Below are 14,268 nucleotides of genomic sequence, written 5' to 3' on the forward strand. Positions count from 1 at the left end.
TGATTCAATGCTGGGTAACGACACACAAGGCATCGAGTTTATATAACTGTTTATCGTTATTGGGCGTGCCTAAGTCGTAATTTAACTGGCAGCGTTCATCGGTAGCATCGCCCCATACTAAAATGAGTGTGCCTCGGGTTCCTTCAGCCCGAACATAAGCCTGGCTGGCCTGACCAACCATACCAACCTCGTTCTTTTGCTGCTGAGCACTGTTGTCGCTGTCGGCAGTCGTGCTGTATACCACGGTGCCCATAGGTAACTGACTACCATCAGCCAGCCGGACGGTAATGAGTACCGGGTAACCGCTGAGAGTGCGGAAAGTGACTTTCACTGCTGAGCCGGCAAAGGGGGCAACTTGCCGCTCACCATCCTGAAGCTCTGTATTGAAATCCATGCCATCAGGATTGAGCGTAATGGTGTTGTAGCGATACGGGGTGAGTGTTGGCACCAGTGCATAGCCAAATCTGTCAATACTTGAACCTTGGCCATACATCACTTTGGCACCACTGGCGCCTTTGGCCTCGATCAGGGCAAAAGTATCACTCAGATAAGGTCCCAGTGTGACACCGCCACTATGGAAGGCCACTGCCCCACGGGCGCTGGCTGAACCTTGCCAATAACCAGGGCTGCTGGACGCACTGCCGCTCAGACTAGTGACAGGAAGCCGTTTTTGTAAACTGCCACTAAAGGTGTTTTCTTTCGTTTGTTCACTGCGGGCAAAATCCATACTGTAACTGGAGGATTGGTCCTCGCCCATCACACCGGATAATGAGGTCTGATAGCTGGCGCCACTGAGCTTACTGTTGACAGCACCGGCGGAGATATACGGCGCATGCGCACTACCACCTAATGGGAATGAGACCGACATCTGCACCACAGTCTCGCTGATGCCAAGAATATTTGCACCATTAGCCGCTGGCATGCCGCTACCGGGGTCGACAAAGGAGGTTTCGTTGCTGCCGCCCCCGGTTTTTTGTCGTGAGACCGCAATATTGAAACTGGTATCGCGCCACAGAGTATTGGCATAGCCTAATTGCAACTGTGTATCCCGCTTGCGGTCATTGCGATAATCCTGTGAAGACGCGGTCAAATACAGAGAACCGTAGCTGTTAAAACTCTGATTCATCGATATTTCTGCCCGGCTGCGTTGCCGGTAAGTATCTGAATTCCAGACTTTGCCATTACGGGCTGCACGTACCCCCAAAACATCACTTAAATCGCGATAACCCTCGGTAGAATAGCGGTAACCCGCCACGGATAATGTGGTATTGGTAGCTTCGAACGTGCGGCTGAAGGAGGCTCGCGCCATCCAGCCCTGCTGCCGTTCATCACCATCACTGTTGTCATCCGCTAGCCTGGCATTCGAATAGGTAGCATCCAGCCCTAAGGCACCAATATAGTGGGTAAAGACTCCCCCCAGCATGATGGCCTGATAACCTGATGCCACGCGTAGCCCGGTATTGGCGGTAATGGCGTTACTGACCCCTCGTTGATAAGTCAGTTCACTGAACACTTCATTACTGCTCAGATCCCGCACTTGCCCAGCGGCGAAGCTATAGCGGGAATAACCGGGGCGCAACGACTCCGGCACGGAAGAGAATGGCACCTGAAAGGTGCTTACGCTGCCATCCGCTTCCTGAATTTCTACCGTCAGGTCACCGCCGAAATTGGTGGCTGATAAATCATTAAATTCAAACGGTCCTGGTGACACAGTGGTTTGGTAAATAGACCGATTGTTTTGATAAACCGTGACTTTGGCATTGGTTCTGGCAATCCCTCGCACAATAGGGGCATAGCCGCGTTGCGATTCAGGCAACATGCGGTCATCAGTGGCCAATGCGATGCCGTTAAAACCCAAGCTGGAGAAAAACTGACCAGCGCTGAACGTTTGGCCCAAGGTCACTTCACTGCCTATGGCGGGCAGCGCGCGTTGGCTGTATAGCCGGTTAGAGGTCCAGTCGGCTCCTCGGGTAGGGTCATAGCGCAATGAACCCTGTTGACGCAAGCGCCACATGCCAGCATTGATACCATTAGTTAGGCTGAGATAAGTTGAGTTGGTTGAACGCTTAATTCCATCTTTGTTATAGCCCACGTGATATTGGTTCAAGTTGTAATTGCTGAAACCAATGGTATCCCCCGAGGTTAAATTATGGGGGTCAACATAGCCACGCGGCACTTTTTTAACGAACAGCTGTGGTACCGACAAGTCGAAGCGCAACTTGGCGTAATCAAAGCGATAGTCACTGGCCGGCAAGGTGGTTTTAAAATCCAGACAGTCATCTTTTGGGTCGCTGTTCTTCAGCGCCTCCTCAGTGACGCCGGCTTGTTGCAGTAGTGCGACTGACAAACAGGGAATAACCGCATCATTTTTTGCAATAAATATCATTTCTATACGATCAACAAAATTGTTGTTCATATAGAGATCAACCTGATATTTGCCTTCTTGATAGGAGTCTTTTTTATTAAAGCGGGAGATGGAGCCTAAGCCGAGCGCTGAGCCGCGGACTAACGCATCCTCAAATACATATTCGTCTTGATTACTCTGCTCTGCTGCTGACACGAAATGGCTCGCCAGTAAACCGTGCGTTAGCAAATAGGATAACCAGGGAGCAAACCTCACTGGTTATCTCTATAACTGGGCACCGTCTGGATTATCATCACGGCTGGACTACAAATGATAATTCGTGGAAATGTTGGTGCCATAATCATTAACCACGTTCAGCGTCAGCACTTCGCCCTTTTTGGCCTTAACCCCAGCGGGTAAGGCTAAATCAGTGGTCGAATTGGGCGAGAACATCTCACTGGTGGCGAACGAAATCGTTTTCCCATCACTGACCAATTTGGCATCACGCAGGCTGATATAATAACCCGTCGGGTTACTTATCTTGATTTTATCACCGCTAGTGCCATCCAGAGTAACGCGTATCTTTTCACCTAATGTATCGACATTTTCTTTTAATGCCGCAGGGCGGTAAAAAACTTTCATTCGGTTATTAACGATCAAAACCAGTTTGTTTTCGGTCTGCTTATCTGCTTTTAACGCGGGGATCTGCAAGAAGTTAAGATAGAAAACTGATTCACGATCTTTGGGTAAATGGCGCTCAATATATGACAATCGTACCACTTGCCCACTTTGGGCTTCCATACGGAATATCTGTGGTGTCAGTGTGAAAGGGACATCACTTTTTGATGGCGAAGACTGGTTATTACCGTCGTCCATCCATAATTGGACTAAATTCGGATGGTCATCTTTGTTACTGAGCTGTATTACTTTTTCCCGCGTACCTTCGGGATAAATAATACGAGTACCGGTCATGACAACACTGGCTTGCGTCCATAAGGGTACGCCGCTGAGCAGCAGCAACGAGCAGGCGATCATTCTGTGGGCAATCAGTGTCATAGCAATTACTTATCCTTGATACTTCTGGTTTGTTTCGGCTTCGTTACCGATTGGCAACGTATTCATGATATGGCTTGGATCTCATGAATAGTCAGGGATAGGTGATCGCGTATTGTGCGGAAGCAATAACGCTCCCGGCGGTCGCACGACCTTCTTCCGTAATATATTGAGCCGCCAGATCCTGTGATGCTGAGGTTGCACCGGCGACCAAGGTGATCCCCGGTACTTCAACACTGCCACCAGACATGCGAATTGGGGCACCATTGGTATCAAGTAACTGAATAGCAACATTTTGAGCTGTACCCACATTGCCCAAATTACCCGCCGAAGTGACGTTCATCCCCTGAAAAACCGAACTGATCTTGGTGTCTTGAATGGCGATATTGCAGCCGGTTAGGTTAATCGTAAAATTGGTTTTACCTGCAACTGAATTAACTTGATTCAGGTTGCTGGTCGAAACTGTTGGTAACAAAACTACCGGGGTGTTAGCTGTGCCATTGATATCCACCATGCAAGTCTGTTCGGCTACCTCTCCCTGAAACTTGATAGTGTTATTTGAGGTTGCAGCTAACGCCATACCCGGCAGGGTAAGTAGCACCAACGTCATTAGAGTCTTTCCCATTTAATTCCTACTTAATTTTATAATTTATATTTCGTTGTACGGAGACCTCTAGCATTCATCACAATGAGCGATCATTAAGTTGAATAAAGTCAGCCGCGATTGAGCTGTGCTATTTGGTATCCGGGCCGAGGCTAGTGTAGGGGGAAATAGAGACAGATAAAATGAGAGGCGTCCTTGTTTTATATGTGAAATTTCCCACAAAAGGTGTAGGACTTAGTCGATTAAAAAAAGTAAAAACTATAAATTATTTTAATTTCAATATCTTATGTTGTTTATTTTAATTAAATATGAAATTGTGTTTTTGCTATCACGCAGGAATGATTACTTGATAAATAAAAAAGCCCACCAAGTATGTACTGGCGGGCTTTAGATGAAAGCACTCTTTAAATATTTATTTAATCGGGGGTATCGCTATCTATTTCGGCATATGAGGCAACCAGCTTAACTAATAACTGATTAGTCTCCGTTAACTGTTTCAGATAGTCTGCTCCAAGTGAAATGACTGCTGGCCTATCATGAGCGAGTAACAGGGATTCGAATCTGATACAACAATCTACCAGATCTTGCGCATCAATCAGTTGTACCGCGCCTTTGATCCGGTGCACCAACGTTGCCATTTCGTTATAAATATCGCTAGCATTCGTACTGCTATCATCCGTTATCAGATGGTCAAACAGTTTCGTTAGCGCGGCAGTATCCTGCACATTGCTTTCCAGCAACGATTGTAATAACTGCAACTCTACCTCAGCTCTGCCACCCGAGAGCGATTTCAATTTATCTTGTGCTGCGACAATAGGGGGCTGTTGCGTTTTTGGGGTCTCACTGTTGTCCGCGGCTGAGTTCCTATTTTCCTGATGGCTCATCTCCATCGCATTGGGACCATCGTCGCCGGTAGTGTGATGATAATTCGCCTCGACATCGTTACCGACAATCTGTTGATGGAGCAAAACAGTGCGTAAGGTGTCAATAGTCACCGGTTTAACCATGCAATCATTCATACCAGCATCAGAACAGCGAGTTACGCTCTCTTCCCGCGCATCTGCGGTACAGCCAATGATTATCATCTCCTTCATTGCCGGACTATTGCGGATATGGGCGGCAAGTTCATAGCCATTCATCAGCGGCATGTTGTAATCGGTGATGACGATATCAAAACTGTAATGTTGCAATATTTTCCAGGCTTCTGCGCCATTTTCTGCGCTCATCACCTGTTCGATGCCGATAAAGGCCAATTGCTGCTGAAGTAACTGGCGGTTGGCCGGAAGGTCATCCACCACCAGAACACGTAGATTTTTCAACTGGTCCAACTGCTTTTCATCGGCATGCAGAATAGTCGCATCTGGCGGTAAATCCTCAGCAGTGGCAATCTCCAGTGGTAAAGTAATAAACAAACTGGTGCCTTTGCCGAGCTGGCTTTCTAAGCTGATTTGCCCGCCCATTTTATGAATCAATTGATGGCAGATCCAAAGCCCTAGCCCTGAGCCGCCAAAACGGGGTGATTTACCTTCATTCGCCTGGCTAAAGGGTTGGAACAGCGTGGCCTGTGCCGCTGGAGAAATACCAATACCGGTATCGGTAATATCGATATTCATTACGCCATGCTTATCATCCGTCGGCTCCCAAGTCACATCCACCGAAACACTACCTTGTTCGGTAAATTTCAACGCGTTACCTAACAGATTACCCATCACTTGTCGCACTCTGAGCATATCTGCCATCAGCAGGTGAGGGATTTGGTCATCCAGCCAACCCGAGAATTGAAGCCCACGCTCATCGGCGATGGGTTGATAGATAGTCAGCATCCGTTCCATTTCCTGGCGGAAATCTACCACCGCAGGGTGAACACTCAGTTGGCCGGCTTCAATTTTGGCAGAGTCGATGATGTCATCAAGCAGTAACATCAACGATTGAGCTGATTTGGACACGGTAATCAGTGTATCTTTATCAACCGGCTGGGAGCTGCGGATCTCCAGCTCCAATAAGCCCATAATGGCGTACATTGGCGTTCGCAGTTCATGACTGATTGTGGCAAGGAACGTACTCTTGGTCCGGTTGGCGCTTTCGGCTTCGACACGGGCCGCTTCTAACTCACGCTCAACGGTTTTACGTTGGCTAATGTCCAGCCAGCCGCCCAGTAAACTGCGTTCGGCATTGTCCAGTGGAATAATCCATAGGAAGATATCCCGTAGCTCACCATTGATTTCAAGAGATAAATCCACCATTTGTGGTTTTCTGTCCTGTAATACATAACGACAGTATTTATCTATCTCGCGATCAAGCGGACTGGTCATCGGCCAGTTGGCTTGTTCAATATCCTGATTGAGCAAATCGTGAAGCTTATCTTGGTGAGCCGCAGCAAAGTGGCTGTTATAAACGGCTAACTCGGCATTGGTTGTACGAATAAAGACCGCAAAGGGCAATGCATTGATAATCGATTCTTGCTGTAGCAAACGGGCATGTAGCAACTTGGCCTGGCGGCGCTTATTGAACACCAGATAGCACAGGTATAGACCGAAGACCAACAATAGCCCTGAACTTATTTTCAACGCCATCATCAGCCATTCATTATCTGATGAGTCTTCATCAAAACTTATTGGCTTAGGCTTGAAGGTACTCCATTCACTAATTAAGTTGTCTAACTCTTCTGGTGGAATAGATTCAATTACTTTATCAATAATGGCTTTTAATTCGGGCAGGTCTGGGCGGATGGCAAATGCCATCATCAGCGGTTCTTCACCTGCAACCGCGACCGTTTTTATATTCGGGCTAAAATTCTGAGCTGACAGGTAGTTGGCGGTCATCATATTCTTAACGACAGCATCCACTTTACCTTGCTGCAACCAACGCACCAGTGTCATGGTATCCGGGGCTTGGACAAAGGTAATCTTTTGAGCTAACAGGGGGTTACCAATAATCCCGCCAGAAGCACTACCCGCTTGTATCCCCACGCGCTTTCCTGCTAGATCTGCCACATTGTTGATATCCAGGCGATCTTCGCGCGTCAATATTCCCCATAAGGATTGAGCTACTGGTGAGGAGTAAAGGTTGTTACCATACATACCGTTGCGAACGGCTACAATCGGCAGTAAATCGGTTTTACCGGCGATAAAATCACGCACCCCTTCACCGGTATCTTTGGTATAAACCGGTTCAAATTTAATCCCGGTTCGGCGTGCGATAATATCGATAAGATCGACTGAGAAACCGGCCATTTGTCCGGTTTGACGATCGCGGAATATCAGTGGTGCCAGATCAAGTGGGGCGACATAAGTCACCACCGGATGGTGCTGAATCCAGCTCACCTCTTGTTCGGTCAACAGTAACTTGGCATCAATATTGTAATGATGTTTGCTACCAAACCAGCGTTGCTGAATATCACCGGTCGCGCGGGTCGGTAATAATTCTAAAATCTGATTAATGTAGTCAATCAGCTTTTGATTACTTTCCCTCGCCAGGAATGTGTAAGGGGCAGGGTGATAAGGCGCAAAGTTACGAATTTGCAACGTCAGCAATTGTAACTGATCAATCAGATAGTTAGCTGTTGTGGCATTCGCGACAAAGACATCGGCATTACCATAGGCGACAGCCAACAACCCCTGCAATTGGTTGGGGTAGGCAACAATTTTATCGGCATGATAATTAAATAAAAACTCAGGGGAGAGTGGCTCGTTATTAACGATAGCCACCGTTTCTGGGTGGGTACGTTTGGTCGGGTCCCAATTTTTGCTGCGAACTTCGACATGCCGGTTGGTAAAGAAGGCATGGGAAGCTATCAGCCCCGGCTGAGGGGGCATAGGTGTCCCGGCCATTAAGTCAATCTGGCCATTTTCCAATGCATTCAAAACTAACCCGTAATCGCAATAACCGATCATCTGGAAAGATAATTGGCTGGCATCACTGATTATTTTCAGGTAATCCGCAACAATACCTTCAATGGCATTATCATCACGGTTAACGACAAAAGGAGTATTGGCATCCATGACCACCCCCACTTTCACCGTGCGCCGGCTTGATTGGCGAGTGTCCGTGGAAGGTGTCAGTAATAGGTCTTCACTGTAGCTATTAGCGATACTGTGTATCGTCAATGGCTGCCCAGTATCGCACCCCTGACGACCGGTCATCATTGCGGCATTAAGCTGCCCGCTAAGCAACAGCAAACAGTAAAGAAGAATTCGCAAAGATAACCTACTCGGTAAAGATAAGATTGCCCGTGGTAAACCTGAGCCGCCTGAATTATACCAAATTATGGGTATGCGCATAATCTGCCAGTTCAATTACGGAACTTAGCCCTAATTTGGTCAAGATGCGGGTTTTATAGGTACTGACAGTTTTGTTACTGATAAACATTTCGTCGGCAATCTGTTTATTTGACAAACCATTCACCAGATAACGTAAAACATTAATTTCTCGTTCTGACAACAACCGCGCCCGATTGACAGGATCATGGCTGGAAGGTTGCCCGGCTAATTGGGTCAACGTTTCAGAGGGGAAGAAAGAATACCCACGTAATACGTTCTGTGCAGCAAAAAGAATTTCGCTAATATCTTTATTTTTACTGATGAAACCGTTGGCACCGGCCTGTAATGCCCGTACCGCAAAAACTTGCTCATTCTTGGCGGACAAGAATAATGATTTGCCTGTAAATCCACGTTGCTGTAGTTTTTTCAACAATGAGAAACCATCGAAGTTAGGTAACTCAATATCGATAATAACCAGATCAACAGGGTTGTTTTTTAAAATCTCTAAGGCTTCACTGCCATCAACCGATTCGTAAATGGTTGAAAATTCGTTACTTTGTGATAGTAATGCACGAATGGCGACACGAATAGCCGGGTGGTCATCAACTATCATCACTGATTTTGTCATGTTCTCTCCGTAAATCGTTATATCTTGGGATTCGCAGAGTTAATTCACTGCTCCTCACTCGCACCGATCGACTCCAAATGATTACCCAAGACGAGATAAACAAGAACCACGCTGCCGATGCCCAAAGTACTATTTCGGTGATTCTAATCTCTAATTATAGATTATCAAGAAAAGATTCTTACTCATGTATAGCCCGCTGAAGTCAACTCATCACCGCAACCTTATTCTGCCTAGTGAATTGATTATAAACGAATTAGGAATTTTTTTATTAAATTTAAAATAGATTATTCAGAAAAACAGAGAAGAAATAGTTAATTTATAATTCCAAATGTAAATATATACGACTTTTCAGAGTAGGGTGTAGGAAACTTCTATAATCTATTGTGTGGGTTATTCTAGTATGAATATCAGGGAGATAGGTCCTATCTGATAATGGTTTGCGGATGGTAACCTAATGCAATTAATGATAATACATTAACTATCGCAAAACTGCGGCGGAGCGTGAATCTACAGGATTAAAATAAAAAGCCCGCTTAGTTGCCTAAGCGGGCTTCTCTAATTTGGCTCCTCTGACTGGACTCGAACCAGTGACATACGGATTAACAGTCCGCCGTTCTACCGACTGAACTACAGAGGAATCGTGTGAACGGGGCGAATAATAGCGGGGTATGAGGAACATGTCAAAGGGGAAACAGTAAATTTGGATTGTTTGCTTACAGTTTGCGCAACTTATTGAGAATTTTGGCTTTTAGCTCAATCCTTGCGCAAAAAACGGCCGATTGTTTAACGAAAGAGCGAGCAACGTATTGTTACGCTGCTCGCCAACAAGTCTACTGGGGCGTATCAGCCAGAACAAACATGCCATAGGGATGGATTTGCAGATAATAACTGTCACCGGGGGCGGGTTGCAGTTGTGTGGCATTTACTTGCAATAGCAAAGATTGACCTTGCCAATCCACCAGTACCTCATATTGCGGCCCCATATAAGCCACTTTATTAATAGTACACCGCTGGCTTGGCTCACCTTGCTGACTTAGCGTGATAGCCTCTGGTCGTACACCTACGGTGGACTGTTGCCGTTGGGCGGCAAATCCCTGTGGTTTAGGGATGTGATAACCGAAGATTTCAACGCTACTGCTGTGAATAGTGGCTGGAAAGACGTTAGCGTCACCCATGAAACTGGCCATAAAATGCGAGGCGGGATGGCGATACAGTTCTTGTGGCGCACCAATTTGCATTATTTTACCTTTATTCATCACCAGCACGGTATCAGACACGGCAAAGGCTTCACTTTGGTCGTGGGTAACATACAGCGAGGTAATATTAAACTGCTGCTGCAATTCTCGAATTTTATCACGCATGCTGCGGCGCAAATTAGCATCCAGATTACTGAGCGGTTCATCAAAAAGCAGCACTTTAGGTTTGAGGATTAGTGCCCTTGCCAGCGCAACACGTTGCTGCTGCCCACCGGATATTTGATCCACGAAGCGATCGGCAAAGCCGTCTAAATCTACTAACGCTAAGGCTTCTTGTACACGATCTCGAATCTCATCTTTCGGCAGGCCCAGCATTTTCAGACCATAGCCAATGTTTTCGCCCAGTGACATGTGCGGGAACAAGGCATAGGACTGGAATACCATGCAGATATCCCGTTGCTGGATAGATCGGTCAGTCACATCTTCACCATCGATAAAGATTTGTCCACCGGACGGTTTTTCTAGCCCGGCAACCAGCCGTAATACCGTGGTTTTACCACAACCCGATGGCCCCAGCAGGGTGACCATTTCCCCTTTAGGGATAGCCAGATTGAGACTGTCAATCACGATATTGCTACCAAAACGCTTGGTGACGTGTTTTAGCTCGACGAAATGTTTCTTATCGCCAGTGACTGTCTTTTGCTCTGACAGATTATTTTGAGTAGATACTGTATTTATAGTAGACATAGCATTCAGCCTTATCAGTACGTCATTATTCAGCATTACTGGCTTTCGAGCGGGCAGTACGCGCTTCGCCAACCAGATAATCAAACAGGAAGATGATGGCGAGCATGACCACAATCAGAATCGAACCATAAGCGATGGCAATACCGTATTCGCCATCTTCTACCCGGTTAAGGATGTAAGAGGTGGCGACCCGTGTATCAGGTGTTACCAGGAAGACGATGGCACTGACGGTAGTCATGGCGCGCACAAAACTGTAAATCAGCGCCGATAGAATCGCTGGGCGTAGCAACGGCAGCAGAATATAAATCACCGTACGCAGCGAACCCGCCCGCAGACTAAGTGATGCCTCATCCAATGATTTATCCAGTTGTCCCAGCCCGGCAATCCCCGCGCGTATCCCTACCGGCACATTACGCATCACCATAGAGATAATAACGATGGCGGCAGTACCGGTCAGGTACACCGGGGCACTGTTAAAGGCCAGAATATAGGACACCCCCGCGACCGTACCCGGTACCGCGAAGCACAACATGGTGCTGAATTCGATGGTTTTTTTACCACGGAACTGTTGGCGCACCACTATATAGGCAATCAGCAGACCAAAGGCGGCGGTGATAGGGGCAGCAATACCCGCATAGAGCAGCGTATCGAGCAGAGAAGGCCATGCGCCGTCACTGAAACCTTGACCAAATAGCTGATTAAAGTTATTCAGCGTCAGGGTGTAATCGACCCCCCAGTTGACGGTGAAACTGCCGTAGAAAATGCTGCCATACAGTAAGACGTTAAAGGCAATCCACACATACAGCATGGCGGTGGTGCCCCACACCAGTGATACCGGTAATGGCTGGACATCGCCCCGAGAAGACTTACCAGAAATGGTGACGTAAGAGCGTTTACCTATCCACATATACTGAATGCAGAAGATAAACAGTGAAAACATCAGCAAGATAACCCCCAGCGTGGAGGCTGCTGGATAGTCAAGTTGTGCACCAGTGATATAGAAGTAGATTTGGGTAGCCAGCACGTCAAAGTTACCACCCAACACTAATGGGTTACTGAAATCAGCCAGTGATTGCACAATGACGATTAGGAATGAGTTGGCCAATGCCGGTTTTAGCAAGGGTAAAAACACCTGCATAAAGGTCTGCCAACGGCTGGCCCGCAAGGTATAAGAGGCTTCCTCCAGCGACGGGTGGATAGTTTTGATTGCGCCATCGAGGATCATAAATGACATCGGCGTAAAGGCTAAAACTTGTGCCAGCCAGATGCCGGTGAAGCCATATAACCAGTTGGTATTGGTCAGTCCGAACCAAGTGACCATCAACTCTGTCACATAGCCGGAGCGGCCCATCATCAAGGTTACACCCAGCCCGACGACAAAGGGTGGGGTAACAATAGGCAGAATTGAGAAGATGCGCCCCAGCAAAGCGGAGCGTTTGGCAATACGTGTGGTATAGATAGCCAGCACCATACCGAAAAAGGTACAACCTATGCCAACCGCCACCGACAGCAGGAACGAATTCCAGATAACTTGCAGGATATGCGCTTGACCGAGGATTGCCATAAACTGCCACGGTGCAAAAGCGCCACTCTCATCGGTAAAGATCGGGATAAAAATGGCAATACTGGGGAACAGAATAAAAACGGTGATCAGGGCAATGATAGTCACCAGTGATCCGAGTACAAAACGGTCACCACCCAGCCATTCAAGGCGCGCCAGCGCCAGAGTAATGATTGCCCCCAGAGCGATAAACAGCCCGATAGTGGCAAATCCTAACCCGCGCCCGAGCCAGGCTGAGCTTACCACCACCACCAGTGCGCAGAATAAGGCATAGCCTGCATCAAACAGATGGCGGTAGCGATGTTCGCGACCAACGGGTGACAATGGCCTGAAAAGCAGCAGTAACGGCAGGCCAAACCACAGCGTACTGATATTAAGGCCAGACCAACCATAAGAGGCCAGTAGCTCCGAACGACTGGCCTCAAGCAGGCCGTAATCCAGGCTAAACGCGGGCAATAGGGCAAAAGCAGCCACGGCGAAAGCCAGCCAATAGAAAATGGCATCCCGTGTCTGCGGGAGCCGCAGAGCATGTGCATGTGTCATGGTGTTCCCCAGATACCCTTTGTCCCTGGCGTTACAGCAATGTTCGCTTACCTTGCGAACCGGCATAAATGCTATGCAAACCGGTCCCCGACCGATCTGTTATTCATTTGCTGCCTTGCTGCAACGCCAATGACTCGGTTATAGAAATAAATTATTTATATGAGTCGGAGTCCTTTGTGGGCTTTTATTGGCCCATCTTGACGTCGTTGACCCACTTGGTGATCAGCTTCTTACGCATTTCTGTGGCACCATAAGTGTCCATGTCGTAGTTAATCAGCTTCAGATCATCCAACTTGAGCGAGTTAGGTGAGGTTGCCGCCGTGGTATTGGTCAGAATCTGGTAGGACTGGCCCTTCTGCCATGCCAGTTCTTGTGCCTCTTTTGACAACACCCAATCAACAAATAACTTGGCATTATCCAGATTACGAGCGCCCTTTAGGATACTGACTCCGCCGATTTCATAGCCGGAACCCTCACATGGCGAGATCAATTTCAACGGTGCACCTTTCTCTTTTTCCAGCGAGTAGTCGTGCAGGAAGCCAATACCAATTGTGGTTTCGCCACGGGCAGCATTCCGGGCCGGGGCAATACCGGATTTGGTGTATTGCGACACGTTGGCATTCAGTTTTTTCAGGTAATCGAAGGCGGCATCTTCACCCCATAATTGTGAAAAAGTTGCCAACGCGGTGTAGGCGGTACCGGAGCTTTGTGGATCAGCAATCTGAATTTCACCTTTGTAAACTGGGTTGGTCAGGTCTTTCCAACATTTTGGCTCTGGCAGACCTTTTTCTTTCAAGCGGTCGGTATTCACGCCCATGCCTAAAATGCCGATGTAAACCGCTGAAGAGTAGTTACCTTTGCGTTTGGCCGGATCACGGAACTGCGGCATTATTTGCGCCAGATTAGGTGACTGGTAAGGATAGAGCAGGTCCATTTCACCCGCTTGAGATTGTGGATCCAGAGTGCCGCCATACCAAACATCGGCCTGCGGGTTCTTTTTCTCAGCATCCACTTTGGCCAGCGTGCTGCCGGAACCATTACGAATAAAGCTGGTTTTTACATCGTATTTTGCCCCAAAGGCTTTGGCTTCTTCTTCACACATCGCATTGGTGGCACTGCAATAAATCACCAGACGGCCTTCGGCTTTGGCGACAGTAGTCAAGGCGCTCAGGGCGAGGCCGGCGGCAATCAGAACTGAGAGTGGTGCGAGTTTCATAACATTATCCTTTTATCCCTTTTTGTCGCCGATACGGGGTGACAGGTCGGGCTGATGTTGTAGGGTAGAGGTCGTGCTGACTTCACGTAAGGTACTGTTTTATTTTCTTTTTTAGGT

Annotated in this window: 8 protein-coding genes and 1 tRNA gene; all 9 read right to left on the reverse strand. The window is 47.6% G+C overall.

Annotation, left to right across the window (positions count from 1 at the left end):
* Positions 1–4 precede the first annotated feature (4 nt).
* Positions 5–2,620 (reverse strand): fimbria/pilus outer membrane usher protein, encoded by a 2,616-nt coding sequence (locus tag Q2T72_RS08375; protein ID WP_083159226.1) that lies wholly within the window; start codon positions 2,618–2,620, stop codon positions 5–7.
* A 48-nt stretch (positions 2,621–2,668) separates the two neighbouring features.
* Complete coding sequence (locus Q2T72_RS08380; RefSeq protein ID WP_083159225.1) at positions 2,669–3,400, reverse strand: molecular chaperone; 732 nt, start codon at positions 3,398–3,400, stop codon at positions 2,669–2,671.
* Positions 3,401–3,491: 91 nt separating this feature from the next.
* Positions 3,492–4,022, reverse strand: a complete 531-nt coding sequence (locus Q2T72_RS08385; protein ID WP_083159224.1) for a fimbrial protein — start codon at positions 4,020–4,022, stop codon at positions 3,492–3,494.
* A gap of 395 nt (positions 4,023–4,417) precedes the next feature.
* Positions 4,418–8,176: an ATP-binding protein gene (locus Q2T72_RS08390; RefSeq protein WP_193784825.1), complete on the reverse strand. Its 3,759-nt coding sequence runs from the start codon at positions 8,174–8,176 to the stop codon at positions 4,418–4,420.
* Between the two features lie 79 nt (positions 8,177–8,255).
* Positions 8,256–8,888 (reverse strand): response regulator, encoded by a 633-nt coding sequence (locus Q2T72_RS08395; protein WP_004705218.1) that lies wholly within the window; start codon positions 8,886–8,888, stop codon positions 8,256–8,258.
* Between the two features lie 561 nt (positions 8,889–9,449).
* Positions 9,450–9,525: transfer RNA gene (locus Q2T72_RS08400), tRNA-Asn, on the reverse strand.
* 193 nt (positions 9,526–9,718) lie between these two features.
* On the reverse strand, positions 9,719–10,831 hold the full coding sequence (fbpC, locus tag Q2T72_RS08405) for a ferric ABC transporter ATP-binding protein (RefSeq protein ID WP_372568952.1): 1,113 nt from the start codon (positions 10,829–10,831) through the stop codon (positions 9,719–9,721).
* A gap of 25 nt (positions 10,832–10,856) precedes the next feature.
* Positions 10,857–12,935 carry an ABC transporter permease gene (locus Q2T72_RS08410; RefSeq protein ID WP_372568953.1) on the reverse strand — a complete coding sequence of 693 codons (2,079 nt, stop codon included), beginning with the start codon at positions 12,933–12,935 and terminating at the stop codon, positions 10,857–10,859.
* A gap of 184 nt (positions 12,936–13,119) precedes the next feature.
* Complete coding sequence (locus Q2T72_RS08415) at positions 13,120–14,151, reverse strand: ABC transporter substrate-binding protein (RefSeq protein ID WP_083159221.1); 1,032 nt, start codon at positions 14,149–14,151, stop codon at positions 13,120–13,122.
* Between the last annotated feature and the right edge of the window lie 117 nt (positions 14,152–14,268).

This window comes from Yersinia sp. 2466 StPb PI (genome assembly GCF_041538325.1).
Lineage (GTDB): Bacteria > Pseudomonadota > Gammaproteobacteria > Enterobacterales > Enterobacteriaceae > Yersinia > Yersinia enterocolitica_E.

Excerpts from the sequence above, each read along its gene's own strand:
- Q2T72_RS08380 (WP_083159225.1), bottom strand. The coding sequence starts at position 3,400 with ATGACACTGATTGCCCACAGAATGATCGCCTGCTCGTTGCTGCTGCTC.
- Q2T72_RS08385 (WP_083159224.1), bottom strand. The coding sequence starts at position 4,022 with ATGGGAAAGACTCTAATGACGTTGGTGCTACTTACCCTGCCGGGTATG.
- Q2T72_RS08395 (WP_004705218.1), bottom strand. The coding sequence starts at position 8,888 with ATGACAAAATCAGTGATGATAGTTGATGACCACCCGGCTATTCGTGTC.
- fbpC (WP_372568952.1), bottom strand. The coding sequence starts at position 10,831 with ATGTCTACTATAAATACAGTATCTACTCAAAATAATCTGTCAGAGCAA.
- Q2T72_RS08410 (WP_372568953.1), bottom strand. The coding sequence starts at position 12,935 with ATGACACATGCACATGCTCTGCGGCTCCCGCAGACACGGGATGCCATT.
- Q2T72_RS08415 (WP_083159221.1), bottom strand. The coding sequence starts at position 14,151 with ATGAAACTCGCACCACTCTCAGTTCTGATTGCCGCCGGCCTCGCCCTG.